The organism is Halomonas koreensis (assembly GCF_031451675.1).
GTDB lineage: Bacteria > Pseudomonadota > Gammaproteobacteria > Pseudomonadales > Halomonadaceae > Halomonas > Halomonas koreensis.
The window spans coordinates 162,374-187,778 of the sequence record NZ_JARWAK010000003.1; the positions used below are offsets into that span (position 1 = coordinate 162,374).

Genomic DNA, 25,405 nt, shown 5'->3' on the forward strand with positions numbered 1-25,405 from the left:
CACGGCTCAGGCATTGTGGGTGACTCGCCCCAGCTCGCGGATGTCGTAGCCGCCCATGGCCGCGGCCTGGTCGGCGAGCCGGGGTTCCCGGGCGAAGGCCAGCAGCCGCTGCATCGGCGGCTCGAAGTAGCCGCGTCGACGCAGGGCCAGGTCGAAGGCCTCTTCATGCAGCGCCACGAAGGCCAGTCCCTGCCGCCGGGCCGCGGCCTCCACGCCCAGACCGGCATCGGCCGCACCCTGGCGGATCGCCAGCGCCAGGTCGTCCTCGCTGCGCGACGGGTGGGGGATGAAGCCGAGCGCCTCCGGCGACATCCCGGCGCGCGCCAGCAGCCAGTCCAGCAGGCGCCGCGCCCCGGCGCCCGCCTGGCGATGCGCGACGCGTATCCCGGGGCGAGCCAGGTCCGCCAGGCCGCGGATGCCCAGGGGATTACTCGGGGCCAGCAGCAGGCCCTGGCGACGCACCGCCCAGCGCACCATCACCAGGTCGCGCAGGCCGGCCAGCCCCAGCGCCTCGGGGCGGTTGTAGCGCCCGCTGGACGGGTCGATGAGGTGCAGCCCCGCCACCATGGCCTCCCCCGCCAGCAGCCGACGCACCCCGTCGCCGCTGCCATGGCACAGGGTGGCCAGGCCCGCGCCGCTCTCGCGCAGCGCCCACTCCAGCAGCGGATCCTGGCTGCCGGCGAGCACCGCCGGCACCGGGCGCGCGCCGGGCGCATCGCCCTCCAGGTGGCTCATCAGCCACAGATCGAGACTCTGGCGGGGAAACAGCAGCTTGCCGGTGGCCCGGGTGCAGGGGATCTGCCCCTGGCGGGCCAGGTCGTAGACCTTGCGCGGCTTGAGGCGCAGGTAGTCGGCCACCTCGGCGGTGGTCAGGTAGGCATGGTCCGGCTCCATCGTCGCTCCCCCGCGCCGCGGCCTCAGCGGCATTCTGATGCATATGACTGCATATTTTTCAGCACTCCCTGCGTTCAGCGTAGCCAGGGCACATGCTGCCTGTGAATGCTTCGGAGCACGCCATGCCCCACGATTCCGCCCTGGCCACCGCCGTCGCCCTGATCCTCGCGGGGGATCCGGCGCTGCTGGACATCGTGGCGCTGTCGCTGCGGGTCTCGCTCGGCGCGGTGCTGATCGCCGCCCTGCTGGGGCTGCCCCTGGGCGCGGCGCTGGCCCTGTGGCGCTTCCCGGGCCGCGGGGCGCTGATCGTGGCGCTCAACGCCCTGATGGGGCTGCCGCCGGTGGTGGCCGGCCTCAGCGTCTACCTGCTGCTGTCGCGGGCCGGGCCGCTGGGCGAGCTCGGCCTGCTGTTCACGCCCACCGCCATGGTGGTCGCCCAGGTGATGCTGGTGCTGCCGATCATCGCCGCCCTGACCCGCCAGCAGGTCGAGGCGCTCCACGACGAGTACCGGGAACAGCTGCGCTCCCTGGGCCTGTCGCGGCCGCGCATGATCCCCACCCTGCTGTGGGACGCCCGCTTCGGGCTGATCACCGTCATCCTGGCGGGGTTCGGGCGCGCCAGCGCCGAGGTGGGGGCGGTGATGATCGTCGGCGGCAACATCGACGGCGTCACCCGGGTGATGACCACGGCCATCGTGCTGGAGACCAGCAAGGGCGACCTGCCCCTGGCCCTGGGGCTGGGCATCGTGCTGCTGGGCCTGGTGGCGCTGGTCAACGCCGGCGCCCACCTGATCGGCGAGGCGGCGAGGAGGCGACTCGGATGAACACCATGCTGCAGGCGCCCGCCCTGACGGCGGTCGCGCCCCTGGCCCTGGAGGCGGTGGACTTCGTCCATCGCGGCCAGCCCCTGCTCTCGGACGTCTCGCTACGCCTGGCGGACTGCCGGCGGACCCTGGTGCTGGGCCCCAACGGCGCCGGCAAGAGCCTGCTGATGCGCCTGGCCCACGGCCTGCTCGCGCCCAGCCAGGGCCGGGTGCACTGGGAGGGGGCGGCGCCGCGCCAGGCGATGGTCTTCCAGCACCCGGTGCTGCTCAAGCGCAGCGCCCTGGACAACCTGCTCTATGCCCTGGCGGTCGCCGGCACCCCCTGGCGCCACCGCCGCCCCCTGGCCCGGGCGGCCCTGGCACGCTTCGGGCTCGCGGCCCTGGCGCGGCGCCCGGCCCGGGTGCTGTCCGGCGGCGAGCAGCAACGCCTGGCGCTGGCCCGGGCCTGGCTGCTGGAGCCCGGCATGTTGTTCCTCGACGAGCCCACCTCGTCCCTGGACCCCGCCGCGATCAAGGCGGTGGAGGCGGCGGTCGACGACTTCCACCGCCGGGGCACCCGCATCCTGATGAGCACCCACGACCTGCACCAGGCACGCCGCCTGGCCGACGAGGTGGTCTTCCTGTGCGGCGGGCGCCTGCTCGAGCACGCGCCCGCCGAGCGTTTCTTCACGGCCCCCGACACGCCCGAGGCGGCGGCCTTCCTGCGCGGGGAGCTGATCGACTAGCCCACACAAGGAGCCTCACCATGCGCCTCGCCGTCTACCTCGCCGCCGCCCTGCTCGGCCTCGCCGCCGGCGTCCAGGCCCGGGCCGAGCCCCCGCACATCGTGCTGGCGTCCACCACCTCCACCCAGAACTCGGGGCTGTTCGATGCCCTCATCCCTCGCTTCACCGAGGCCAGCGGCATCCAGGTGCGGGTGGTCGCCGTGGGCACCGGCCAGGCCTTCGCGCTCGCCCGCCGCGGCGATGCCGACAGCCTGCTGGTCCACGACACCGAGGGCGAGCGGCGCTTCGTCGCCGAGGGCCACGCCAGCGAACGGGCCGACGTCATGTACAACGACTTCGTGCTGATCGGCCCCGCCGAGGACCCGGCGGGCATCGCGGGTGCCGAGAGCGCCGAGCAGGCGCTGGCGCGCATCCATGAGACGCAGGCGCCCTTCGCCTCCCGCGGCGACGACAGCGGCACCCACCGCGCCGAGCGGCGGCTGTGGGACGCCGCCGGCATCGACCCCGGCGGGGACTGGTACCGGGCGCTGGGCAGCGGCATGGGGCCGACGCTCAACACCGCCGCCGGCATGGACGCCTATGTGATGGCCGACCGCGCCACCTGGGTGGCCTTCGACAACCGCCAGAACCTCGCGCTGCTGTACGAGGGCGATCCCACGCTGTTCAACCAGTACGGGAGCCTGCGCCTCTCCGAGCAACGCCACCCCCACCTCAGGCACGAACTGGCCGATCGGTGGCACGACTGGCTGCTCTCCGACGCGGGCCAGCGGGCCATCGCCGACTTCACGGTCAAGGGCCAGCAGCTGTTCTTCCCCAACGCCGACCAGGCGACTCGACACGGGCGGGGCCTGCGCGACTAGGCTGAAACCAGCGCCTCGTTCGACGCCCCCGACGGGCGGTGCGGAGTGCGACCTTGGTCGAGCGACTCCCTGGGTGCACTTTACGTTAACGTAAACCTGGCCTAGGCTAGCCGTATCCACCCAACTGCCTGATGCGCCCGGCTTCGGCGCATGAACCGACTCACACGGGAGATCGCCATGCACGCCCCCTACAAGCCCCTCGACTTCGGTCTCGACGACGAGCTCAACATGCTGCGCGATCACGTCAACGCCTTCGCCCGCGACGAGATCGCCCCCCGTGCCGCCGAGATCGACGAGCACAACGAGTTCCCCAACGACCTCTGGCAGAAATTCGGCGACATGGGCCTGCTCGGCATCACCGTGCCCGAGGAGGACGGCGGCAGCGGCATGGGCTACCTGGCCCACTGCATCGCCATGGAAGAGATCTCCCGGGCCAGCGCCTCGGTCGGCCTGTCCTACGGCGCCCACTCCAACCTCTGCGTGAATCAGCTCAAGATCAATGCCAACGCGGAGCAGAAGGCCAAGTACCTGCCCAAGCTGATCAGCGGCGAACACGTCGGCGCCCTGGCCATGTCCGAGCCGGGCGCCGGCTCCGACGTGGTCTCCATGAAGCTGCGCGCCCGCAAGGAAGGCGACCGCTACATCCTCAACGGCAACAAGATGTGGATCACCAACGGCCCCGATGCCGACGTGCTGGTGGTCTATGCCAAGACCGACCCCGAGGCGGGGTCGAAGGGGATCACCGCCTTTATCATCGAGAAGGGCATGAAGGGCTTCTCCACCGCCCAGAAGCTCGACAAGCTGGGCATGCGCGGCTCCAACACCTGCGAGCTGGTGTTCGAGGACTGCGAGGTGCCGGAGGAGAACGTGCTCGGCGAGGTGGGCCGCGGCGTCAAGGTGCTGATGAGCGGCCTGGACTACGAGCGCACCGTGCTGGCCGCCGGCCCCATCGGCATCATGCAGGCCGCCATGGACATCGTGGTGCCCTACGTTCACGAGCGGAAGCAGTTCAACCAGTCGATCGGCGAGTTCCAGCTGGTGCAGGGCAAGGTGGCCGACATGTACACCACCCTGAACGCCTGCCGCGCCTACCTCTACGCCGTGGCGGCGGGCTGCGACCGCGGCCAGACCTCGCGCAAGGACGCCGCCGGCGTCATCCTCTACTGCGCCGAGAAGGCCACCCAGGTCGCCCTGGACGCCATCCAGCTGCTGGGCGGCAACGGCTACATCAACGAGTACCCCACCGGGCGGCTGCTGCGCGACGCCAAGCTCTACGAGATCGGCGCCGGCACCAGCGAGATCCGGCGCATGCTGATCGGCCGCGAGATCTTCAACGAATCGGCGTAACCCCAGCCACGAGCCGCGGGCTTCGGGCCACGAGCCGCTCGAAGCTCGAAGCTCGAAGCTCGAAGCTCGAAGCTCGAAGCTCGAAGCTCGAAGCTCGAAGCTCGAAGCTCGAAGCTCGAAGCTCGAAGCTCGAAGCTCGTCAGAGGATATTCCATGGCAGTGCTAACTACCCAAATCAATCCGCGCAGCGAGGGCTTCCAGGCCAACGACGCGGCCATGCGCGCCGAGGTCGGCCAGCTGCGCGAGCTGACCGCCGCCATCCGCCAGGGCGGCGGCGACAAGGCCCGCAAGCGCCACGAGTCCCGCGGCAAGCTGTTCGTGCGCGACCGCATCGACCACCTGCTCGACGAGGGCTCGCCCTTCCTCGAGTTCTCGGCGCTGGCCGCCCATGAGGTCTACGACAGCCCGGTGCCCGCCGCCGGCGTGGTCACCGGCATCGGCCGGGTGTCCGGCGTGGAGTGCGTGATCGTCGCCAACGACGCCACCGTCAAGGGCGGCACCTACTTCCCGCTGACCGTAAAGAAGCACCTGCGCGCCCAGGAGATCGCCCGCAAGCACCGCCTGCCCTGCCTCTACCTGGTGGACTCCGGCGGCGCCTTCCTGCCCCGCCAGGACGAGGTCTTCCCCGACCGCGACCACTTCGGGCGCATCTTCTACAACCAGGCCACCCTCTCCGCCGAGGGCATCCCGCAGATCGCCGTGGTGATGGGCTCCTGCACCGCCGGCGGCGCCTACGTGCCGGCCATGGCCGACGAGTCGATCATCGTCAAGCAGCAGGGCACCATCTTCCTGGGCGGCCCGCCGCTGGTGAAGGCCGCCACCGGCGAGTCGATCAGCGCCGAGGACCTGGGCGGCGCCGACGTCCACGCCAAGCAGAGCGGCGTGGCCGACCACTACGCCGAGAACGACGCCCACGCCCTGCAGTTGGCCCGGCGCTGCGTGGCCCGGCTCAACTGGCAGAAGCGCGGCGAGCTGGCCATGCAGGCGCCCAAGCCGCCGCGCCTGGATCCCGAGGAGCTCTACGGCATCGTCGGCACCGACCTCAAGAAGCCCTTCGAGGTCCGCGAGGTCATCGCCCGCATCGTCGACGACTCGGCCTTCGACGAGTTCAAGCGCTACTACGGCGACACCCTGGTGACCGGCTTCGCCCATATCCACGGCCATCCGGTGGGCATCGTCGCCAACAACGGCGTGCTGTTCTCCGAGAGCGCCGTCAAGGGCGCCCACTTCATCGAGCTCTGCGCACAGCGCAAGATCCCGCTGATCTTCCTGCAGAACATCACCGGCTTCATGGTCGGCTCCAAGTACGAGCACGAGGGCATCGCCAAGCACGGCGCCAAGCTGGTCACCGCGGTGGCCTGCGCCAAGGTGCCCAAGTTCACGGTGCTGATCGGCGGCAGCTTCGGTGCCGGCAACTACGGCATGTGCGGCCGCGCCTACGACCCCAACCTGCTGTTCATGTGGCCCAATGCGCGGATCTCCGTCATGGGCGGCGAGCAGGCCGCCGGGGTGCTGGCCCAGGTCAAGCGCGAGCAGATCGAGCGCGAGGGGCGCGAATGGACGGCCGAGGAAGAGGCCGCCTTCAAGCAGCCGACCCGCGATCAGTACGAGCACCAGGGGCACCCCTACTACGCCAGCGCACGGCTCTGGGACGACGGCGTCATCGACCCGGCCCAGACCCGCGACATCCTGGGCCTGTCCCTGGCCGCGGCCATGAATGCCGAGGTGGAAGAGACCCGCTTCGGCGTGTTCAGGATGTAGGCCCACGCTTCGCGCCAGCCACGAGCATCGGGCTACGGGCCACGAGCAGCCCGAAGCCCGAAGCCCGAAGCCCGAAGCCCGAAGCCCGAAGCCCGAAGCCCGAAGCCCGAAGCCCGAAGCCCGAAGCATGCAGGGTACCGATATGACGACACAGACATATTCAAGACTCGAGATCGACGACCGCGGCGTGGCCCGGCTGACCCTCGAGCGCCCGGAGGTCCACAACGCCTTCGACGACCATCTCATCGCCGAGCTCAACGACCACCTGCAGCGGCTCGGCGAGCTGGCCCACCGTGGCGAGGTGCGCTTGCTGGTGCTGGGCTCGGAGGGCAAGAGCTTCTCCGCCGGGGCCGACCTGAACTGGATGAAGCGCATGGTCGACTACGACTTCGAGGACAACCTCGCGGACTCCCGCGAGCTCTCGGCGCTGATGCACGGCCTGGACACCCTGCCCTGCCCCACCGTCTGCCGCGTGCAGGGCGCCACCTTCGGCGGCGCCGTGGGCCTGGCGGCCTGCTGCGACGTGGTGATCGCCTCGGAGAAGGCCAGGTTCTGCCTCTCCGAGGTCCGCATCGGCCTCTCGCCGGCGGTGATCAGCCCCTACGTGCAGCGGGCCCTCGGCGAGCGCCAGATGCGCCGCTACGCGCTGACCGCCGAGGTCATGGACGCCGCCACCGCCGAACGGCTGGACCTGGTCCACCGGGTGGTGGAGCCCGATGCCCTCGACGAGGCGGTGGACGCCATGGTCGAGACCCTGCTCGGCACCTCGCCCCAGGCCAGCCGCGCCACCAAGGCGCTGCTCGCCGAGGTCGCCCGGGAGCCCGACAGCAACGCCACCCGCGACCACACCTGCCGCATCATCAGCGAGCTGAGGGTGAGCCACGAGGGCCAGGAAGGCCTGGCCAGCTTCTTCGAGAAACGTCGCCCCGCCTGGGCCCCCGACTCCTCATCGAACACGGAGCGCCGTAAATGACCCAGACGAACACCCCCAACGCCCAGCGCTTCGACACCCTGCTGGTGGCCAACCGCGGCGAGATCGCCTGCCGCGTGATGCGCACCGCCCGCCGCATGGGCCTGCGCACCGTGGCGGTCTACTCCGACGCCGACGCCAACGCCCGCCACGTGCGCGAGGCCGACGAGGCCGTGCGCCTGGGCCCGGCCGCCGCCCGGGAGAGCTACCTCAACGTCGAGGCGGTGGTCGAGGCCGCCCGGCGCACCGGCGCCGGCGCCATCCACCCCGGCTACGGCTTCCTGTCCGAGAATGGTCCCTTCGTCGAGGCCCTGGACGCCGCCGGCATCACCTTCGTCGGCCCGCCCGCCTCGGCCATCGCCGCCATGGGCGACAAGTCCGCCGCCAAGGCGCGCATGCATGACGCCGGGGTGCCGCTGGTGCCCGGCTACCACGGCGAGGCACAGGACGACGCCCTGCTGCGCGACGAGGCCGAGCGCATCGGCTACCCGGTGCTGCTCAAGGCCAGCGCCGGCGGTGGCGGCAAGGGCATGCGGGTGGTGGAGTCCGGCGAGGCCTTCCAGGCCGCCCTGGACGGCTGCCGCCGCGAGTCCCAGGCCGCCTTCAATGACGACCGCATGCTGATCGAGAAGTACCTGGTCCAGCCGCGCCACGTCGAGGTCCAGGTGTTCTGCGATGGCCATGGCGACGGCGTCTACCTGTTCGAGCGCGACTGCAGCGTGCAGCGCCGCCACCAGAAGGTCCTCGAGGAGGCCCCTGCCCCCGGCATGACCGAGGAACTGCGCCGCGAGATGGGCGAGGCCGCCGTGCGCGCCGCCAAGGAGATCGGCTACGTCGGCGCCGGCACCGTCGAGTTCCTGCTCGACGTCGACGGGTCCTTCTACTTCATGGAGATGAACACCCGCCTCCAGGTGGAGCACCCGGTCACCGAGATGATCACCGGCCAGGACCTGGTGGAGTGGCAGCTGCGGGTGGCCATGGGCGAGCGCCTGCCGCTGGCCCAGGACCAGCTGACCATCACCGGCCACAGCTTCGAGGCGCGGCTCTACGCCGAGGACCCGGAGCAGGACTTCCTGCCCGCCACCGGCACCCTGACCCGCTTCGCCATGGACCTGGCCGGCGCCGGCCTGGACCCGGAGCGGGTGCGCCTGGACAGCGGCGTGGAGACCGGCGACGCCGTCTCCATGCACTACGACCCCATGCTGGCCAAGCTGATCGTCCACGCCGACGATCGCGCCCAGGCGCTCGCCACCCTCAACCGGGCCCTGGCCGCCCTGGACGTGCGCGGCGTGGTCACCAACCGCGGCTTCCTGCAGCGCCTGGCCACTCACCCGGCCTTCCGCGACGCCGATCTCGACACGCGCTTCATCGAACGCAACGAGACGACCCTGTTCGCCGAGCGCCGGCACGAGCCCGAGGCATTCGCCGCCGCGGCCCTGATCGGCCTGCACCAGCTGGCCCGGGAGTGCGAGAGCGCCTCCCCCTGGGATCGCCACGACGGCTTCCGCCTCAATGCGCCCCACACCATCCGCATCGCCCTGTGCGATCCGGCCCATGCCCAGGACGAGGATGACGCCGAGACCGTGACCGTGGTCGAGGGCCGGCGCGAGCACGAGGATTCGCCCTGGCAGCTGACCCTGGACGGCAGGACCTTCGCCGCCACCCTGGCGCCGCTGGAGGGCGACGCCGTGGCGGTGACCCTGGACGGCCACCGCCGCCGCCTGCAGGCACGCCGCGACGGCCACGTGGTGGTGATGGTCGACCCGCAGCGGGAGACCCGGCTGTTCTGGCGGCGCATCGACGCCATCGACCACGGCCACCACGAGGCCGAGTCCACCCTCACCGCGCCCATGCACGGCACCGTGGTGGCGCTGCTGGTGGAGGCCGGCGCCCGGGTGGAGAAGGGCATGCCGCTGATGGTCATGGAGGCGATGAAGATGGAGCACACCATGACCGCCCCCGCCGACGGCCACGTCGAGAGCTTCCACTTCGCCGCCGGCGACACCGTGGGCCAGGGCGACGTGCTGCTGGAGTTCGCCGCGGACGAATAGGGGCAGGTTCGAGGTTCGAGGTTCGAGGTTCGAGGTTCGAGGTTCGAGGTTCGAGGTTCGAGGTTCGAGGTTCGAGGTTCGAGGTTCGAGGTTCGGCAGACAGGATGATGGTGCCAAAGGAGTGAGCCAAGGGGTTTCCTTGCCCCTCGCGCCTCACCCCTCGCAGCACTCGTCGGGTGCGTTCGCAGGCTCGCTTAGCCGACCTACCCTGAGGCACCAAGGTTTTCGTGGGAGCGCAGCTTGCTGCGCGAATGGCGCCGCCAGGCGCCCAGGATATCCCACCAAAGCGCCAAAGCCGCCGCCGCTCACGCGGCGGATCGCGCTGCAAGCAGCGCTCCTACAAGGAGACAACCTATGACATTCCCCAACTCCGTCCGCCTGGTCGAGGTCGGCCCCCGCGACGGGCTGCAGAACGAGCCCGAGGCGATCGGCACCGAGACCAAGCTGGAACTGATCGACCGCCTGGGCGCGGCGGGGCTCGCCCATATCGAGGCGGCCAGCTTCGTCTCGCCCAAGTGGGTGCCGCAGATGGCCGACCACCGCGAGGTGATGACCGGCCTCGAGCGCCGCGAGGGCATCGTCTACTCGGCGCTGACCCCCAACCTCAAGGGCCTGGAGGCCGCGCTGGAATGCGGCGTCGAGGAGGTCGCGGTGTTCGGCGCCGCCTCCGAGTCCTTCTCCCGGAAGAACATCAACTGCTCGATCGCCGAGTCCCTGGAGCGCTTCGCCCCGGTGCTCGAACGCGCCCGGGAGGCCGGCGTCCGGGTACGCGGCTACGTCTCCTGCGTGCTCGGCTGCCCCTACGAGGGCGAGATCGCCCCCGCCAAGGTCGCCGAGGTGTCCAAGGCCCTGCATGACATGGGCTGCTACGAGATCTCGCTGGGCGACACCATCGGCACCGGCACCCCGCTCAAGGCCAAGCGCATGCTGGAGGCCGTGGCCAAGGACGTGCCCTTGGCCCGGCTCGCCGCCCACTTCCACGACACCTACGGCCAGGCACTGGCCAACCTCTACGCGGTGCTCGAGGAAGGCGTGGCGGTGGTCGACAGTTCCGTGGCCGGGCTCGGCGGCTGCCCGTATGCGAAAGGGGCTTCCGGCAACGTGGCCAGCGAAGACGTCGTCTACCTGCTCGACGGGCTCGGCATCGACACCGGCATCGACCTGGACAAGCTCGCCGCGACCGGCGGCTGGATCACCCAGGCCATCGGCCGGCCCAACCGCTCCAAGGTCGGCGTGGCGCTGGCCGCCAAGGGATGACCCGGCCTTGAAACCGCCGATGCCATCCATGGCTTGCCAGCGGACGGCATCGGCGGCGTTCTCAGGCGTTGTCCGAGAGGTCGACAGGTGAGGTAGTGATCTCTTCTTCGTCCAGCAGGCCGGCCTCTTCCAGCAACCATTCGCGGAACTGTCGCGCGATGGGTCGCTCCAGGCCTTCCCCCGCGCTCACCACGTAGTAGGCCTGATCGCAGTTCAGCGGACGGTCGTCCAGCACCACCAGCTTGCCGGCGGCCAGCTCGGCCTGGTGGAGGTCCCGGCTACCGAGCAGGGCGCCCTGGCCGGCGATGGCCGCCTCCAGCGCCAGCAACCCGTTGCCGAAACGCAGCTCGCGCAGCGCGCCGACGTCGCATCCCTGCTGCCGAAACCACTCCTGCCAGCCGTAGGGCTCGTTCACGCGGGTCAGGGTGCCGTCGCACAGCAGCGGCAACTCCCTCAGGGTCTCGATGCCGTCCACGGTGGAGGCCAGCTCCGGGGCGCCAAGCGGCACCAGGTCCAGGCTCAGCAGCCGGCGAGGCGCTAGGTCCGGGTAGTTGCCGTAGCCGAGACGCACCGAGACATCGATGCCGGCCCGCTTGAGATCGGCCACCCCCAGGGCGCTCTCCCGGGCACGATCCACCGTGTGCAGGCTCGCCTGCAGCCTCACCTCGGCGTCGGGGCAACGAGCGTAGAAGCGGTGCAGGCGCGGCACGATCCACTTGGTGGCGAACAGCGGTTCGGCGCACACCGTGACGACCAGGCGTTCCTCGCCATAGGAGCGGATCTTGTCCACCGCCCGCCCCAGGGTCTGGAAGCCCTCATGCAGCTCCGGCAGGGCCCCGCGGGCGGCCGGGGTCAGGCTGACCCGTCGGTGGTGGCGGACGAACAGGTCGACGCCGAGATACTCCTCGAGCGCCTTGATCTGATGGCTGATCGCCGCCGGCGTGACATTGAGCTCCTTGGCCGCCGCGGCGAAGCTCCTGGTGCGCGCGGCGACCTCGAAATAGGACAGGGCGATCAAGGGGGGAAGTCGTGACATGACCCATACTCGCTGAGAGTGGCGTTGGCCACCGGCCCGACCGAGCGACCCGATGAAGGGTCACTATAATCGTTGCCGAGGCGAACGCCATACCGCCCGCCACCTGGCCATCCCCTCCTGTCGCCGCGCCCTCAGGCCGGCAGGCGATTCTCGAGCTGCCGGCGCAACTGGAACTTCTGGATCTTCCCGGTCGAGGTGGTCGGCAGTTGGGTGAAGATCACCTTCTTGGGGGCCTTGAAGCGGCTGATGTTCTCCCGGCAGAAGCGGATCAACGCCTCCTCGCTCAACTCGCTGCCGGGACGCAGCTGGACGAAGGCCGCGGGCACCTCCCCCCACTTCTCGTCCGCCATCGCCACCACCGCGGCCAGCTCGACGTCGCCGTGGCGCTGGATGACCTCCTCGACTTCCAGGGAGGAGATGTTCTCCCCGCCCGAGATGATCACGTCCTTGAGCCGGTCGCGGATCTTGATGTAGCCGTCCGCTTCCACCACGCCAAGATCACCGGAGTGAAACCAGCCACCGGCAAAGGCTTCCCGGGTGGCGGCCTCGTTGCGCAGGTAGCCCTTCATGACGATGTTGCCCCGGAACATGATCTCGCCCACCGTCTCGCCGTCGGCCGGGACGGGCTCCATGGTGGCCGGGTCCAACACCGTCATGCATTCCTGCAAGGGGTAGGCCACCCCCTGGCGCCCGTTGAGCCGGACCCGCTCCTCCAGGGGGCGCTCATCCCAGCCCGCCTGTTTGGCGCACACCGACGCCGGGCCATAGGTCTCGGTCAGGCCGTAGACGTGGGTCAGCTCGATGCCGAGGGTCTCCATCCGCGCCAGCACCGATGCCGGGGGCGCCGCGCCGGCGATCAGCCCCGACACGGGGTGATCGATCGGCTCCTGTGCCGCCACGGCGGCGTCGGCGATCATCGAGTGGACGACGGGCGCGCCACAGTAGTGGCTGACCCGGTGCCGCCGGATCAAGTCCAGGATCAGCGCCGGATCGACCCGGCGCAGGCAGACGCTGGTCCCGCCGATCGCCGCCAGGGTCCACGGGAAGCACCAGCCGTTGCAGTGAAACATCGGCAGCGTCCAGAGATAGACCACCTCGGCGGGCAGCGTCCAGGACAGCACGTTGCTGACCGCATTCAGGTAGGCGCCGCGGTGGTGGGTGACGACGCCCTTCGGGTTGCCGGTGGTGCCGGAGGTATAGCCCAGCGCGATCGCATCCCACTCGTCGGCCGGCGGCTGCCAGTCGTCCAGCGCCGGCTGCTCGGCCAGCAACGCCTCGTACTCCAGGTCTCCGAGGAAGCGTTCCGCCCCCTGGCTCGGGTCGGAGACGTTGATCACCCGCGGCGCCGGCCCCTCCAGTCGGGCCAGGGCCTTGTCGACCACGTCCGCGTACTCGGGATCGACCAGCAGCAGCCGTGAGCGGCTGTGATCGAGGATGAAGGCCACCGCTTCCGCATCCAGGCGAACGTTGATCGCATTCAGCACCGCTCCCACCATGGGCACGCCGAAGTGGGTCTCGTACATGGCCGGCACGTTCGGCAACATGACGGCCACGGTGTCGCCCCGGGAGATGCCGAAGTGCCGCAACAGGGAGGCCAGCCGACGACAGCGGTCATAGGTCTGCCGCCAGCTGTAGCGCGTCTCGCCGTAGATCAGCGCGGTGCGGTCGGGATACACGGCGGCGGCCCGTTTGATGAAGCTCAAGGGGGACAGCGCCACATGATTCGCCGCGTTCTTCTCGAGCGCCTCATTGAAATGGCAGATATCGTTCATGGATCAACCCCCTTTTATCGTAGGGAAGGGTTCATAACCCGGCCTTGCAACCGCCACCACGGCGGTACGAGCCATTGAATGTCCAGCCGTCGCCACGCCTCTCGACGGTCATCGAATGCACGCCGCGGTACGGGGCGCCGTCTACAAGGTCGACGAGCGCAGGCACTGTTCAGGCATTGCCTAGGGACGACAGATTTATGTTGCGAGCGAAGAGAGGTTGGCCGCCGCCGGAGCGCAGGAACCGGAGTGTAGCCTGCTACATGAGGATTCCGAGTACCGCCGGCGGCCAAGATATCGAGCGCAGCAATAAATCAGCGTTTCCCTAGTGACCCGGCTGCTCCCAGACGGGCCTACGCTTGCCAAGAAAGGCATCGATCCCCTCGCCGGCATCGGGGTTCATCATGTTGTCGGCCATCACATTGCCGGCAAACTCATAGGCATCGGCCAGGGCCATCTGACGCTGGGGATGGAACATGGACTTGCCGAAGCGCACCGCCGCCGGGCTCTTGCCGAGGATCTGCTCCACCTTGTCCGCCACGGCGGCGTCCAGGTCGTCGTCCTCGGCGACGCCGCTCAGCAGCCCCCACTCCAGGGCCGTATCCGCATCGATGAAATCGCCCGACACCAGCATGTCGAACGCCCGCTTGGGCGCGATGCTGCGGGACAGCGCGACGGCCGGGGTCGAGCAGAACAGCCCCACGTTGATGCCCGACACCGCGAAGCTGGCCGAGCGGCCGGCGATGGCCAGATCGCAGCTGGCCACCAGTTGGCAGCCCGCCGCCGTGGCCATGCCCTGGACCCGGGCGATGACCGGGACCGGCAGCTCGACGATGCTCTGCATCACCCGGCCGCAGCGGCGGAACAGCGCCTGGTAGTAGCCCCGGTCGGGATTGGTACGCATTTCCTTGAGGTCGTGACCGGCGCAGAATCCCCGCCCTTTGCCGCCGATCACCACACAGCGGACGGCCGGGTCGGCAGCGATCGCATCAAGCTCTTCCTGCAACGCGGCCAGCATCGCGTCGGACAGGGTGTTGAACTTGTCCGGACGATTCAGGGTGAGATAGACGGCGCCGTCCTTGTCTTCCCTGAGCAGGATGTCGTCCTTAGCGTGACTGAGACTCATGAATGCCTCCCGACAGACGTGGCTGATTAAAGGTGATGGATCGTCACCTCGGCGGTGATCGAGTTGCGGATGAAACAGTTCCTGTGGGCACCGGCATGCATCCGGGATATGGCCTTCGGATCCGGCACGTTATCGCCTCCGAAGGTGATGCGCGGCGACAGCTCGATACGCGTCACCTCCATCCCCTTCGCCGCATTGCGCTCCAGGTAGGCGACCGGATCGTCCTCATAGGAGTCGACCCGATAGCCCTGGAAGTCGGCGATGGCCAGGAAGAACAGCATATGACAGCTTGACACCGCACTGACCAGCATTTGTTCCGGGTCGGCACAGCCTGGATCGCCCTTGAACTCGACCGACGCGGAGACGTCGACCTGCTGGCCGCCGTTCAACGTCACGCGATGATTGCGCGAGTAGGTACCGGGATCGCTTTCGTGGGGGGCACGCTGCCAACGGATGGCGGACTGATGGACTGACATGGACACACCTCCTGAAGATGTCCGCAGGCTATGCGACCCGAGCGACACCCGTAAAACGACGATTGCTAACCAGAAGGGTTAACATGGCTAACGTGAAAGTGAGCCTGCATGGTCGGCGATCGCCACCGGCCCCCATAACGGAGGGGTTGTGACGATGCGCTCGCACGCGAAGCCCAAGCCATGAATGAAGAAAAATAAGCCAAACGCTTAGGAAGGGTCACTTTACCCCCTCGAATGCCCCCGGATAGCCTGCATGGGTCGAGAGATCATGGGGACTGGGGGGGAGTGAGCATGAAGACCATGAAGGTGGAATACGCGATCATCGGTGCGGGCACCAGCGGCCTGGGCGCCTATTCGAGGATCAGCCGCCAGACCGACAGCCTGGTGATGATCCAGGACGGTCCCTACGGCACCACCTGCGCCAGGGTCGGCTGCATGCCCAGCAAGCTGCTGATCACCGCCGCCGATCACGCCCACGACCTGCACACCAGCGACTTCTTCGGGGTGCCCGCCTCGGGCCAGGTGGAGGGCCGCCGGGTCCTGGAACGCCTGCGCCGAGAGCGGGATCACCGCTTCGTCGCCCGCAATCTCGACTACGTCGACAAGATCCCGGCACACCACAAGCTGGAGGGGCGCGCCCGGTTCGTCGGGCCGGGGCGCCTGAGGGTGGGCGAATCGGTCGAGGTCACGGCGGAGAAGATCATCCTCGCCTGCGGCTCCCGGCCCGCGATCGACGAGGTGTTCGCCCCGGTGATGTCCCGCGTGCTCACCAGCGACACGATTTTCGAGCTGGAGGACCTGCCCCGCTCGATCGCCGTGATCGGCATGGGCGTCATCGCGCTGGAGCTGGGCCAGGCCCTGCATCGGCTGGGCGTCGACACGACCCTCTACGGCCGCTCGGGCAAGATCAATGCCCTCACCCACCCGACCATGCAGCGCCAGGCGCTCGATGTCCTCGCCGACGAGCTGGAGATCCACCCCAGCGGCCAGGTGCTGCGCACCTGGGAGGACGGCGAAGGCGCCTGGATCGAGTATGAGCAGGCGAATGGCCAGCGGGTCACCCAGGCGTTCGACAGGATCCTGGTCGCCACGGGCCGGGTGTCCAACCTGGACCGCCTGGGGCTGGAGCATGCCGGCGTCGACGTCACCGAATCCGGTGCGGTGCGCTTCGACCCGCACACCATGCGCTGCGGCAACCTGCCCCTCTTCATCGCCGGAGATGCCACCGATGACCTGCCGGTGTGGCACGAGGCCTACGACGAGGGACGCATCGCCGCCGACAATGCGCTGCATTACCCGGACCCGACGCCGACCGCGCGTCGCCCCCCATTGATGGTGTTCTTCACCGACCCGCAGATCGCCGTCATCGGCCAGAGCTTCCAGCAACTCCAAGGCCGGGAGATCGTCATCGGTGAACTGCCGTTCGCCAGCCCCCGCCATGTGGTCTGGAACAAGGTGCAAGGCCACATGCAGATCTACCTGGACGCGCGCTCCGGCGTCATCCTGGGCGCCGAGCTGCTGGGCTACCAGGCCGAGCACCTGGCCCACCTGCTGGCCCTGGCCATCACGCACGGCATGACGGCGGAGCAGGTGCTGGACATGCCGATCTACCACCCCAGTGCCGAGGAGCTGCTCAGAGATGTGCTGATCGACGCCCAGAAGAAGCGCCGGCACCACGCCACGGGCCCGGCGGCCCTGGCATCGTCGGCCTAGTGGGTCGCCCCTCCTCCGCGATAGAGGCGCCTGTCGCCTGGGCCGACCGTCGAACGCCTCGGCCCTTCGTCAAGGCGAGGATCGAGCGGTGATGTCCGCCGTGTCGCACCCTGCCCCCGCCCCGGAGCAGCATGGCGCCTCCGGGCCGGGCGCCTCACCCAGGGGCCCCGCTTTACGCTTCCCCGCCATGATGATGGGCGTTCGCCTTGAGCCCACCGGTCGCAGCGCCTTCGGCGGGCGTCCATGGCCGGCCTCCCCCCATGCCGGAGCGTTTCGCAAGCCGGCCACGGATGCCCCGCGGCTCGCTCCTGACAGGTTGCGCGTATTCTATTCTTAACTCGGCAAGCGCTGACGCCGACGTCATGGCGACACCGGGGCGCGCCGCCCGGCGCCGGGATATCCCGTGCGGCAACCCATCAGCGCTTCCCGGGTGTCCCAGCGCGACCTCTGCTGTGCCGTGACCGCCGGACGCCCCATATATCCCCCGGAAACGTTGCACCTCACTCCTGGATCAGTCACACCTTTACGGAATGACAATGAAGGCCGAGAAAACATGAGGAAGATTGCTATCGATGCGGCCGATATCCGCATTCTTCGCGCGCTTCAGCAGCACGGCCAGCTCAGCAAGACCAAGCTCTCGGAACTGGTCAACCTGTCGCCGACGCCATGCTGGATTCGCTTCACCCGGTTAAAGGAAGCCGGCCTGATACGCGGGTATCACGCGGATATCGCGCTCGACAAGATAGCGAATGCCACCACGGTGATGGTCACCGTTTCCCTCGCCGGGCATCGCAAGGCGAACTTCGAGCGTTTCGAGGACTATATCGGTCGAGTCGACGAGATCGTCGAATGCCTGACGACCGGAGGTGGCATGGACTACGTCCTGAAGGTCGTCACCCCCAGCCTTTCCGCCTTTCAGGGCGTCATGGACCGCTTGCTCTCGGCGGAGCTGGGGATCGAACGCTACATGACGTACATCGCCACCCGGGAGATCAAGTCGACGCAAGTCAATCTCGCCAACCTGCTCACCGACCCGGATAGGTGAGCAGCGGGCTGATTCGGGGCACGGCCGGCTGGCGCCTACGGGCCACCGCTCCGGCCGGCCCTCGATACGCTCCCGCGGACCTCCCATGCGAGGCGGCAGGCCCCGGCGCCACCGGCCTCGAAGCCTCGTCCCCACGCGCGGGCCACCACGGCCTGCCCGCCCTCCCCGCGACCTCGGCCCCCTGAGCGGCGCCGCTGAGATGTCGTCCTGCGCCTGGCCGAGGGCCAGTTCGCGCCTCGGCGGCCCGGCGCCGGCCTGTCGGGAGGCGCCTGCCAGCCACGGCCTGGCGCGGCGCGGCTAGCGGTGCACCCGGGCTGCCCTCGCCTGCTCGCTGCCGGTGACCACGGGTCGCGAGAGACGGCTCCACGGGGCACGCGGCAGGCCTGCGCCGGCGCCGGACCAAACGGTCTGCGCAACGCCCATAATTGGCCCGTTCATTCCAGTTTTGCCGTGCTTTTAGGCCGCGTTTCGAGGTTCCGGGGGGCTATAGTGAGCCGTGCCGAATACGTGAGTTCGCGCCGCGCAATGAACCCAATATCACAACAAAGGTGATCAGCATGACTAGCGTCTCGCCCAGCAATGTAGTCCCCATGGAACAAAAGGCTGAGTTTGGTTTCGGCACCCAGATCCGCAAGTCTCCCTACTTCGACGCGACAGTACGCTGGGGCGCAACGGCCTTCTCGGTCTACAACCACATGTATATCCCGCGCGAGTTCGGAGATCCGGAGCAGAACTTCTGGAACCTCGTGAACGAGGCGATCCTCTGCGATGTCGCCGCCGAGCGCCAGGTGGAGATCACGGGGCCGGATGCGGCGACCTTCGTGCAGCGCCTGACCCCGCGCGATCTGTCCGAAATGGCCGTCGGACAGTGCAAGTACATCCTGATCACCAATGCCGACGGTGGCATCCTCAATGATCCCATCCTGCTGCGCCTGGCGGAGAACCATTTCTGGATCTCCCTGGCCGACAGCGACATCCTGCTGTGGGCACAGGGGGTGGCGATCAACTCGGAACTCGACGTCACCATTCGCGAACCCGATGTCTCCCCCCTGCAGCTGCAAGGTCCGCAATCCGGCGAGATCATGAAGACGCTGTTCGGTGACGACATCATGGACCTGCGCTACTACTGGCTTCGCGAGCTCGAGCTCAACGGCATCCCACTGATCGTCTCGCGTACCGGCTGGTCGAGCGAGCTGGGCTATGAGCTCTACCTCCAGGACGGCACCCGCGGCGACGAGCTGTGGGAGACGATCATGGCGGCAGGCCTGCCCTTCGGCCTGAAGCCCGGCCATACCTCCGCCATCCGGCGCATCGAGGGCGGCATGCTCTCCTATCACGCCGATGCGGACATGGGGACCAATCCCTACGAGCTGGGGATGGATCGACTGGTGAACCCGGACATGGAGGCCGACTTCATCGGCAAGGCCGCGCTGCAGCGCATCCGTGACAACGGCGTGAGCCGCAAGCAGGTCGGCCTGCGCATCGAGGGAGCGCCCCTCAAGGGGCCGAACACCTCCTTCTGGCCGCTGAGTCATCAGGGCGAAACCGTCGGCAAGGTGACCTCTGCGGTCTATTCCCCCCGCCTGGAGCGCAACATCGCCCTGGCCATGGTGGCCGTCGAGCACTCGGCGCTCGGCACCGAGCTGGACGTGCAGACCCTGTCGGGCCCGGCGAGGGCCGTGGTGATCGACAAGCCGTTCTTCGATCCCAGGAAGAAGATCGCGGCATCCGCTTGAACGCCGGACTTCGACCATGATGGCTCGGGATCGCCGGTCGAGGCATTCGCGGCATGATCGCGAGCCATCACGGCCGGCGATCGACCGACATCGCCTGGATACGCAGGCGCGATTGGAACATCGATGACCGCCAAGGGGCCTCGCTCGATGGCCAGCGATGCCCGAGAGATGTCTCGCGCCCCGGGAAGCAACGATTGGCTCCACGGTGTTGATGCCGTGGCAGGAGAAGCTTGTGTATTCCGTTCGTCTTTGGGCCGCACGGCACGCGAGATGGTTCGAGCTCACCTATCGGGCCTTCGAGCCGGTGATCGTCAAGCTGCATCCGCTGTGGAAGGCGGTGGGCTACCAGCGTGCCGAAAGGCCAATGGGCAAGCTGGAGAAGCTCAGCAAGGGCTTGCTGTTCGACTGCCAGATGTGTGGTCAGTGCATCCTCAGCTCTACCGGCATGTCCTGTTCGATGAACTGCCCCAAGACCATGCGCAACGGCCCCTGTGGAGGCGTCATGCAGAACGGGAATTGCGAGGTGTACCCCGAGAAGCGTTGTGTCTGGGTCGAGGCCTGGGAGGGAAGTCGGAAGATGAAGGAAGGCGACGCGATACAGGTGGTGCAACTGCCCGTGGATCATCGCCTGGAGGGCAGTTCGTCCTGGCTGCGCGTGGCCCGCGAGGCATCGGCTCGAAAGTATGGGGACAAGGAGGCATCACGATGAACATGAACGTAGGGGCCGAGACATTCGAGCGGGCATCCGAGGCGCAAGGCTATAGCTCCGCCGGACGGCTGGAGCGAGTGCTGAGATCCGGGCAGTTCGCCGTCACCGCCGAATTGGCGCCCCCCGATGCGGCGAACCCGGAGGAGGTCTATGCCCGGGCCCGCGTCTTCGACGGTTACGTGGACGGCCTGAACGCCACCGATGGCTCCGGGGCCAACTGTCATATGTCCAGCGTGGCGATGTGCGCGCTGCTGTCGCGGGAAGGGTACGAGACGGTGATGCAGATCTCCTGCCGGGACAGGAACCGGATCGCCATTCAGGGCGATGTGCTGGGAGGCGCGGCCCTGGGCATCCACAACATCCTCTGCCTGACCGGCGATGGCGTGCAGGTGGGGGATCACCCGGAAGCCAAGCCGGTCTTCGACCTCGACTCCATGTCGCTGCTGGAGACCGTCGCCCGGTTACGCGACAAGCATGCGTTCGCCAGCGGCAGGAAGCTCAGCGATCCGCCGAGGGTCTTTCTCGGTGCGGCAGAGAACCCGTTCGTGCCGCCCTTCGATTTCCGCCCTCATCGGTTGGCGAAGAAGATTGCGGCGGGTGCGCAGTTCATTCAGACACAATATTGTTTCGACCTGCCGCGTTTCCGGACGTTCATGGCACGCTCCCGGGATCTGGGCTTGCTGGACAAGTGTTTCATCCTGCCTGGGGTGGGACCGCTGGCCTCGGCACGCACGGCGGAATGGATGCGCAAGAACGTCCCGGGGATTCACATTCCGGATGCCATCATCAAGCGCCTGGAAGGTGCCAAGGATCAGAAGGCGGAAGGCCGGAACATCTGCATCGAGCTGATCCAGCAACTGAAAGAGATCGAGGGGGTCAGCGGCGTCCACGTCATGGCCCATCGCCAGGAATCTTCCGTCGCCGACATCATCGAGAGATCCGGGGTGCTGGGCGACCGGGAGCCATGGACTCCCTCCCGCGAACCCGCTCTCGAGAGGGAATACGCATGAGGGTGGGCGTGCAGATTCGGATGACAAACCCGACAACCTGCTAAGCAACCGATTCCAGGGCCCTTATGACCAGACGAGAGGGCTCGGGATAGTGTCCAACCAACGACCAACAACCATTACTCCAAAGGGCTTCCTGTCATGACAACCTCCCTGGACCAGAACAACCAATTCGTCCTGACCGTCAGCTGCGAAACCGGCACCGGCATCGTGTCCGGCATCACCTCCTACCTGTCGGATCGTGGCTGTAACATCGTCGAGCTGGCGCAGTTCGACGACAAGGTCACCGGCCAGTTCTTCATGAGGAGCGTGTTCAACATCCTTCCGGATGCTTCCCACACCTTCGACGACCTGCGTGACGGGTTCGTCGACCTGGCGGAGAAGTTCGGCCTGGAGTGGGCCATGCATGATGCCCACCGCCCGACCAAGGTCCTGATCATGGTGTCCCGGTTCGACCACTGCCTGGTCGATCTTCTCTACCGTCACCGCAAGGGAGAGCTGAACATCGAGATCACGGCGGTGGTCTCCAATCACCTGGATCTTCGTCCGATCGCGGAACGGGAAGGCATTCGCTTCGTCTACCTCCCGGTGACGAAGGAGACCAAGCCGGAGAAGGAAGCCGAGCTGCTCAATATCGTCAACGAGACCGGCACGGAGCTGGTGGTGCTGGCCCGTTACATGCAAGTGTTGTCCGACAACCTCTGCGAGAAGCTGCACGGGCGCGCCATCAACATCCATCACTCCTTCCTGCCCGGCTTCAAGGGCGCCAAACCCTATCATCAGGCGTTCGAGCGCGGCGTCAAGCTGATCGGGGCCACCGCGCACTACGTGACCGCCGACCTGGATGAAGGCCCGATCATCGAGCAGTCCGTCCAGCCGGTGAATCATGCCTACTACCCGGAAGAACTGGTTGCCTTGGGTCGCGACACCGAGACGGTCGCGCTGGCCCGTGCCGTGAAGCTGCACGCCGAGCACCGGGTCTTCCTGTCCGGCAACAAGACCGTCATTTTCAAGTAGGAGTGGAGGCGACCATGGCGCAACTCATCGACGGAAAACAGCTCTCGAACCAGGTGCTCCAGGAGGTGGCTTCCGAGGTCGAACGCCTCAAGGCCGAGCACGACGTGGAGCCGACGCTCGCCGTGGTGCTGGTGGGTGAGGATCCCGCCAGCCAGGTGTACGTGAGAAACAAGGTCAAGCGGGCGAAGGAAGCGGGGATGGGCTCCATCGAGCACCGCCTCGGCACCGCGACCACCCAGGGTGACCTGAATCAGCTGATCGAGCAGCTGAACCATGACCCTCGGGTGCACGGCATCCTGGTACAGCTCCCGCTGCCGTCGCACCTCGATGAGGAGGAGGTGATCGCCGCCATCAACCCGGCCAAGGATGTCGATGGCTTCCACCCGCTCAATGTCGGGGCGCTCGCCGCCGGGCAGGCATCGCTGGTGCCGTGCACGCCCCAGGGCTGCATGATCATGCTGCGTCAGGTCCATCCGGACCTGAGCGGCAAGCATGCCGTGGTGGTGGGTCGCTCCAACATCGTCGGCAAGCCGATGGCGGCCCTGCTGCTGCAGGCGAACTGCACCGTCACCATCGCGCATTCACGCACCAGGGACATCGCGTCGCTGTGCCGCAACGCCGATATCGTGGTCGCCGCCGCCGGTCGCAGGGAACTCGTCGACGCCGACTGGATCAAGCCCGGTGCCACGGTCATCGATGTCGGCATCAATGCCGTCGAGGTGGAGGGCAAGCGCAAGCTCGTGGGGGACGTGGCGTTCGAGGCGGTCGCCGAGAAGGCGGGAGCCATCACCCCGGTGCCCGGCGGCGTGGGCCCGATGACCATCGCCTGTCTGCTCCTGAACACGACGCGTGCCGCCAGGCATCAGCTGGCCTGAGCCTCGCCACGACGTCTCGTATCGACAAGCCCCCGAGCCGGATGACCGGCTCAGGGGCTTGCTCTGTCGGTGGATCTCATGCCGGGCAGCGCACTAGGTTTTGTACGAAAAGTAGAGTTTCTAATTTCTCTTATGCCACAGCAGCATAGGAGAGATATGGCAGGACGCTATCAGCTAGCCAACCACAGCTGGTTGTTGAGCAAGGACATCGTCTCTCCACACCAGCCGATGGGCCGGCCAAGGCGAGATGATCGCCAGGTGCTGAGCGGCATCTATTAGATCTTGTGCTCCGGGGGAAAATACTTGTGGCAACACAGTCTGGTCGGCGCGGCGTTGAGGCTTCCACATGCGCATGCTGATGATCTCGACTTGATACGCTCGGCCATGTTCATAAGCCAATCCCAGTTTCATTGAGACCACTATCTGAGAGATGACGAGCTAGCTACCACTGCATCACTTGGATAGATAACCGAGTGACCGCGGCATTCTTGCCATATTAATCAGCAAAGCAGCCACCACCATAAATCCTCCTAGGATTGTCTTCGACGATACAGGCTCATCGAGAAAGAGGTATGCCCAGAGAGGCCCTAAGACCGTTTCTAACAGAAGGAAAAGACTAACCTTATCAGCGCGAATAAACTTTGGCGCCACAGCCAAGCACCCTAGCGCAACGGGCATGATAGCCCCACCCTCTACTAACATGTAGATGGGATTGGAAACTTTCAGAAAATCATTGGGGACAACAAAAAACAGCAAGATTACGGCTGACATGCCTCCTCCCACACATGGAGCGAGGAGAAGATCATCACTACAGATGCGCGACAGGGTGAAGGCTCCGGCCATACAAAGGGCTGCCATTAGAGCAAACATATCACCATAATTAAGCATCCCCAGATTGCCAGAAAAGATTAGCAGCATCCCCAAGAAAGCCACGAGGCAGGAGACTAGTGTTTTCAGCCTAATCCCTTCGTTAAGGAACAACCATGACGCAATTGCCGCCCAAAGCGGCGTAGTTGACAGAACTATTAGCAGATTGGCAATAGACGTGCTCATGGCGCTAAACGTAAAGAAAATTGATGCGCCTCCATAGAACATGGCCACAATATTACCTTTAAAGCTATACGCCATCATCCCATTTCTTGACATAGCCCGGATAACAAGAGAAACAGCCCCCCCTGCCAAAAACATCAGCACTCCACGCCAAAATGCAACAACTACTGGATCTGAGCCAACTAACCGTAAGAAGAGCGTGTCCAAACTTAGAACTAGTGCTCCTGTCAACGCTATAGAGTGGCCCTTCGACGAGTCTGAGTTAACCATTATGGCCTACTGTATACTGTAGAGCCTCAAAAAAGACCTTGGAAAAATCTATTTTAGACTCGAGTGGACCTGGGCTTAACTTTGATACTCGTAAAACCCCATGAGATGGAAAATACTTTGTTTCAAAGCCAAATTTATGAAAAATCTCAGGCAATGGTGATCCTGCGTCAGTCTTTAAACAGACGAATGGGCCATACAAGCCAGGCGGAGTGACGATCTCTATTTGATACCTCTTCGCAAAGTCGAGTATCTCTTTATCATTGTTTATGACTGTACAGTTATAAAGACTTCCACCCTCTGCTTTGAGATTGTTAAGAGCCGTTAGCATTAGATTAATGTTGCCTGCTCCGCTTTCAGCAGCCTTTGCAACGTCATGGATCTGACGGCTATCTACATCATCGGATATTGCAAGCATGCCCATGCCAACTTGGATGCCTAAATTCTTATGGAATGGGGCTATGAACACTTTCGCATGCAAAAGTGCGGGGTGGTGACTAGCAGTAAAGAATGATTGCGCACCATCTACAACCACGCGATCCCCAAGAAGTTCATTTTTGCTAAGAGCATTGCCTGTCACAGGGCAAATGTGCGTCTTGACAGACCACTGACCTTCACTGGCTGTGTCACGTTGCAAAAATTCAAATCCAGGATAAAGATAATCCGACGTATCTATTAAATTTCTTGAGGTGGCCAAATAGGATAATATTGCAAGAAGCCCATGAGTTGTGTTAGAAACAATATATATGGTATGATTATCTCCGATATGCGGCCTCATTACGTCCTTCAGCTCTTCTCTAACAGATTTGCACTCCTTATAGTAATTTCCTTCCACAAAACTTCTAAGCCTAGGATGTAGTGCTCCAGCATCCATTTACATACGCCTCGCC

22 protein-coding genes are annotated in these 25,405 nt (G+C 66.2%); 15 read left to right on the top strand and 7 right to left on the bottom strand.

What is annotated here, in order from left to right; translation table 11 throughout:
• Positions 1 to 6: 6 nt before the first annotated feature.
• Complete coding sequence (locus QC818_RS05140; protein WP_309651773.1) at positions 7 to 894, bottom strand: helix-turn-helix transcriptional regulator; 888 nt, start codon at positions 892 to 894, stop codon at positions 7 to 9.
• Positions 895 to 1,016: 122 nt separating this feature from the next.
• On the opposite strand from QC818_RS05140, the gene QC818_RS05145 reads away from it, so the two are divergent.
• From QC818_RS05145 to QC818_RS05180, 8 genes are all read left to right on the top strand, one after another.
• A complete protein-coding gene (locus QC818_RS05145) occupies positions 1,017 to 1,718 on the top strand; it encodes an ABC transporter permease (RefSeq protein WP_309651774.1) in 702 nt (233 codons plus the stop codon).
• Entirely contained in the window at positions 1,715 to 2,443 is a 729-nt protein-coding gene (locus QC818_RS05150) for an energy-coupling factor ABC transporter ATP-binding protein (protein WP_309651775.1), read from the top strand. Before QC818_RS05145 ends, QC818_RS05150 begins: the two co-directional genes overlap by 4 nt.
• Positions 2,444 to 2,463: 20 nt before the next feature.
• The gene (locus QC818_RS05155; RefSeq protein WP_309651776.1) at positions 2,464 to 3,303 is read left to right on the top strand and encodes an ABC transporter substrate-binding protein; all 840 of its coding nucleotides are present in this window, start codon (positions 2,464 to 2,466) and stop codon (positions 3,301 to 3,303) included.
• A 177-nt stretch (positions 3,304 to 3,480) separates the two neighbouring features.
• On the top strand, positions 3,481 to 4,650 hold the full coding sequence (locus QC818_RS05160; RefSeq protein WP_309651910.1) for an isovaleryl-CoA dehydrogenase: 1,170 nt from the start codon (positions 3,481 to 3,483) through the stop codon (positions 4,648 to 4,650).
• 153 nt (positions 4,651 to 4,803) lie between these two features.
• Positions 4,804 to 6,411, top strand: a complete 1,608-nt coding sequence (locus QC818_RS05165) for a carboxyl transferase domain-containing protein (protein WP_309651777.1) — start codon at positions 4,804 to 4,806, stop codon at positions 6,409 to 6,411.
• 142 nt (positions 6,412 to 6,553) lie between these two features.
• Complete coding sequence (locus QC818_RS05170; protein ID WP_309651778.1) at positions 6,554 to 7,384, top strand: enoyl-CoA hydratase-related protein; 831 nt, start codon at positions 6,554 to 6,556, stop codon at positions 7,382 to 7,384.
• On the top strand, positions 7,381 to 9,432 hold the full coding sequence (locus QC818_RS05175) for an acetyl/propionyl/methylcrotonyl-CoA carboxylase subunit alpha (protein WP_309651779.1): 2,052 nt from the start codon (positions 7,381 to 7,383) through the stop codon (positions 9,430 to 9,432). The genes QC818_RS05170 and QC818_RS05175 overlap by 4 nt, the downstream gene beginning before the upstream one ends.
• 354 nt (positions 9,433 to 9,786) lie before the next feature.
• Positions 9,787 to 10,689, top strand: coding sequence for a hydroxymethylglutaryl-CoA lyase (locus QC818_RS05180; protein WP_309651780.1), 903 nt, complete (start codon positions 9,787 to 9,789; stop codon positions 10,687 to 10,689).
• A 61-nt stretch (positions 10,690 to 10,750) separates the two neighbouring features.
• On the opposite strand, the gene QC818_RS05185 is transcribed toward QC818_RS05180, so the two are convergent.
• From QC818_RS05185 to QC818_RS05200, 4 genes are all read right to left on the bottom strand, one after another.
• Entirely contained in the window at positions 10,751 to 11,725 is a 975-nt protein-coding gene (locus QC818_RS05185) for a LysR family transcriptional regulator (protein WP_309651781.1), read from the bottom strand.
• 131 nt (positions 11,726 to 11,856) lie between these two features.
• Positions 11,857 to 13,497: an acyl-CoA synthetase gene (locus tag QC818_RS05190; RefSeq protein WP_309651782.1), complete on the bottom strand. Its 1,641-nt coding sequence runs from the start codon at positions 13,495 to 13,497 to the stop codon at positions 11,857 to 11,859.
• A gap of 322 nt (positions 13,498 to 13,819) precedes the next feature.
• On the bottom strand, positions 13,820 to 14,620 hold the full coding sequence (locus tag QC818_RS05195; protein WP_309651783.1) for an enoyl-CoA hydratase: 801 nt from the start codon (positions 14,618 to 14,620) through the stop codon (positions 13,820 to 13,822).
• A 26-nt stretch (positions 14,621 to 14,646) separates the two neighbouring features.
• The gene (locus QC818_RS05200) at positions 14,647 to 15,096 is read right to left on the bottom strand and encodes an OsmC family protein (RefSeq protein WP_309651784.1); all 450 of its coding nucleotides are present in this window, start codon (positions 15,094 to 15,096) and stop codon (positions 14,647 to 14,649) included.
• Between the two features lie 291 nt (positions 15,097 to 15,387).
• Between QC818_RS05200 and QC818_RS05205 the strand changes: the two genes are divergently transcribed.
• The 7 genes from QC818_RS05205 to folD all read left to right on the top strand — a co-directional run bounded on the left by QC818_RS05205 (position 15,388) and on the right by folD (position 23,198).
• The gene (locus QC818_RS05205; protein ID WP_309651785.1) at positions 15,388 to 16,809 is read left to right on the top strand and encodes a dihydrolipoyl dehydrogenase; all 1,422 of its coding nucleotides are present in this window, start codon (positions 15,388 to 15,390) and stop codon (positions 16,807 to 16,809) included.
• Positions 16,810 to 17,362: 553 nt separating this feature from the next.
• Positions 17,363 to 17,854, top strand: coding sequence for an Lrp/AsnC family transcriptional regulator (locus QC818_RS05210; RefSeq protein WP_309651786.1), 492 nt, complete (start codon positions 17,363 to 17,365; stop codon positions 17,852 to 17,854).
• 590 nt (positions 17,855 to 18,444) lie between these two features.
• Complete coding sequence (locus QC818_RS05215) at positions 18,445 to 19,590, top strand: glycine cleavage T C-terminal barrel domain-containing protein (RefSeq protein WP_309651787.1); 1,146 nt, start codon at positions 18,445 to 18,447, stop codon at positions 19,588 to 19,590.
• Positions 19,591 to 19,822: 232 nt separating this feature from the next.
• Complete coding sequence (locus QC818_RS05220) at positions 19,823 to 20,299, top strand: methylenetetrahydrofolate reductase C-terminal domain-containing protein (protein ID WP_309651788.1); 477 nt, start codon at positions 19,823 to 19,825, stop codon at positions 20,297 to 20,299.
• The gene (locus QC818_RS05225) at positions 20,296 to 21,309 is read left to right on the top strand and encodes a methylenetetrahydrofolate reductase (protein ID WP_309651789.1); all 1,014 of its coding nucleotides are present in this window, start codon (positions 20,296 to 20,298) and stop codon (positions 21,307 to 21,309) included. The genes QC818_RS05220 and QC818_RS05225 overlap by 4 nt, the downstream gene beginning before the upstream one ends.
• Positions 21,310 to 21,447: 138 nt before the next feature.
• Positions 21,448 to 22,323, top strand: a complete 876-nt coding sequence (gene purU, locus QC818_RS05230) for a formyltetrahydrofolate deformylase (protein ID WP_309651790.1) — start codon at positions 21,448 to 21,450, stop codon at positions 22,321 to 22,323.
• A gap of 14 nt (positions 22,324 to 22,337) precedes the next feature.
• Positions 22,338 to 23,198, top strand: coding sequence for a bifunctional methylenetetrahydrofolate dehydrogenase/methenyltetrahydrofolate cyclohydrolase FolD (gene folD, locus QC818_RS05235; RefSeq protein WP_309651791.1), 861 nt, complete (start codon positions 22,338 to 22,340; stop codon positions 23,196 to 23,198).
• A gap of 453 nt (positions 23,199 to 23,651) precedes the next feature.
• Here the strand turns inward: folD and QC818_RS05245 are convergent, their stop codons facing one another.
• Positions 23,652 to 24,518: a DMT family transporter gene (locus QC818_RS05245; protein ID WP_309651792.1), complete on the bottom strand. Its 867-nt coding sequence runs from the start codon at positions 24,516 to 24,518 to the stop codon at positions 23,652 to 23,654.
• Positions 24,511 to 25,389: a DUF6024 family protein gene (locus tag QC818_RS05250; RefSeq protein WP_309651793.1), complete on the bottom strand. Its 879-nt coding sequence runs from the start codon at positions 25,387 to 25,389 to the stop codon at positions 24,511 to 24,513. Before QC818_RS05250 ends, QC818_RS05245 begins: the two co-directional genes overlap by 8 nt.
• Between the last annotated feature and the right edge of the window lie 16 nt (positions 25,390 to 25,405).

Bases quoted from the DNA above. Each gene is read 5' to 3' on its own strand.
- folD (WP_309651791.1), top strand. From the start codon at position 22,338: ATGGCGCAACTCATCGACGGAAAACAGCTCTCGAACCAGGTGCTCCAG.
- QC818_RS05140 (WP_309651773.1), bottom strand. From the start codon at position 894: ATGGAGCCGGACCATGCCTACCTGACCACCGCCGAGGTGGCCGACTAC.
- QC818_RS05175 (WP_309651779.1), top strand. From the start codon at position 7,381: ATGACCCAGACGAACACCCCCAACGCCCAGCGCTTCGACACCCTGCTG.
- QC818_RS05150 (WP_309651775.1), top strand. From the start codon at position 1,715: ATGAACACCATGCTGCAGGCGCCCGCCCTGACGGCGGTCGCGCCCCTG.
- QC818_RS05155 (WP_309651776.1), top strand. From the start codon at position 2,464: ATGCGCCTCGCCGTCTACCTCGCCGCCGCCCTGCTCGGCCTCGCCGCC.
- QC818_RS05215 (WP_309651787.1), top strand. From the start codon at position 18,445: ATGGAACAAAAGGCTGAGTTTGGTTTCGGCACCCAGATCCGCAAGTCT.
- QC818_RS05205 (WP_309651785.1), top strand. From the start codon at position 15,388: ATGAAGACCATGAAGGTGGAATACGCGATCATCGGTGCGGGCACCAGC.
- QC818_RS05250 (WP_309651793.1), bottom strand. From the start codon at position 25,389: ATGGATGCTGGAGCACTACATCCTAGGCTTAGAAGTTTTGTGGAAGGA.
- QC818_RS05160 (WP_309651910.1), top strand. From the start codon at position 3,481: ATGCACGCCCCCTACAAGCCCCTCGACTTCGGTCTCGACGACGAGCTC.
- QC818_RS05195 (WP_309651783.1), bottom strand. From the start codon at position 14,620: ATGAGTCTCAGTCACGCTAAGGACGACATCCTGCTCAGGGAAGACAAG.
- QC818_RS05210 (WP_309651786.1), top strand. From the start codon at position 17,363: ATGAGGAAGATTGCTATCGATGCGGCCGATATCCGCATTCTTCGCGCG.
- QC818_RS05200 (WP_309651784.1), bottom strand. From the start codon at position 15,096: ATGTCAGTCCATCAGTCCGCCATCCGTTGGCAGCGTGCCCCCCACGAA.
- QC818_RS05185 (WP_309651781.1), bottom strand. From the start codon at position 11,725: ATGTCACGACTTCCCCCCTTGATCGCCCTGTCCTATTTCGAGGTCGCC.
- QC818_RS05225 (WP_309651789.1), top strand. From the start codon at position 20,296: ATGAACATGAACGTAGGGGCCGAGACATTCGAGCGGGCATCCGAGGCG.
- QC818_RS05190 (WP_309651782.1), bottom strand. From the start codon at position 13,497: ATGAACGATATCTGCCATTTCAATGAGGCGCTCGAGAAGAACGCGGCG.
- purU (WP_309651790.1), top strand. From the start codon at position 21,448: ATGACAACCTCCCTGGACCAGAACAACCAATTCGTCCTGACCGTCAGC.
- QC818_RS05145 (WP_309651774.1), top strand. From the start codon at position 1,017: ATGCCCCACGATTCCGCCCTGGCCACCGCCGTCGCCCTGATCCTCGCG.
- QC818_RS05180 (WP_309651780.1), top strand. From the start codon at position 9,787: ATGACATTCCCCAACTCCGTCCGCCTGGTCGAGGTCGGCCCCCGCGAC.
- QC818_RS05170 (WP_309651778.1), top strand. From the start codon at position 6,554: ATGACGACACAGACATATTCAAGACTCGAGATCGACGACCGCGGCGTG.
- QC818_RS05245 (WP_309651792.1), bottom strand. From the start codon at position 24,518: ATGGTTAACTCAGACTCGTCGAAGGGCCACTCTATAGCGTTGACAGGA.
- QC818_RS05165 (WP_309651777.1), top strand. From the start codon at position 4,804: ATGGCAGTGCTAACTACCCAAATCAATCCGCGCAGCGAGGGCTTCCAG.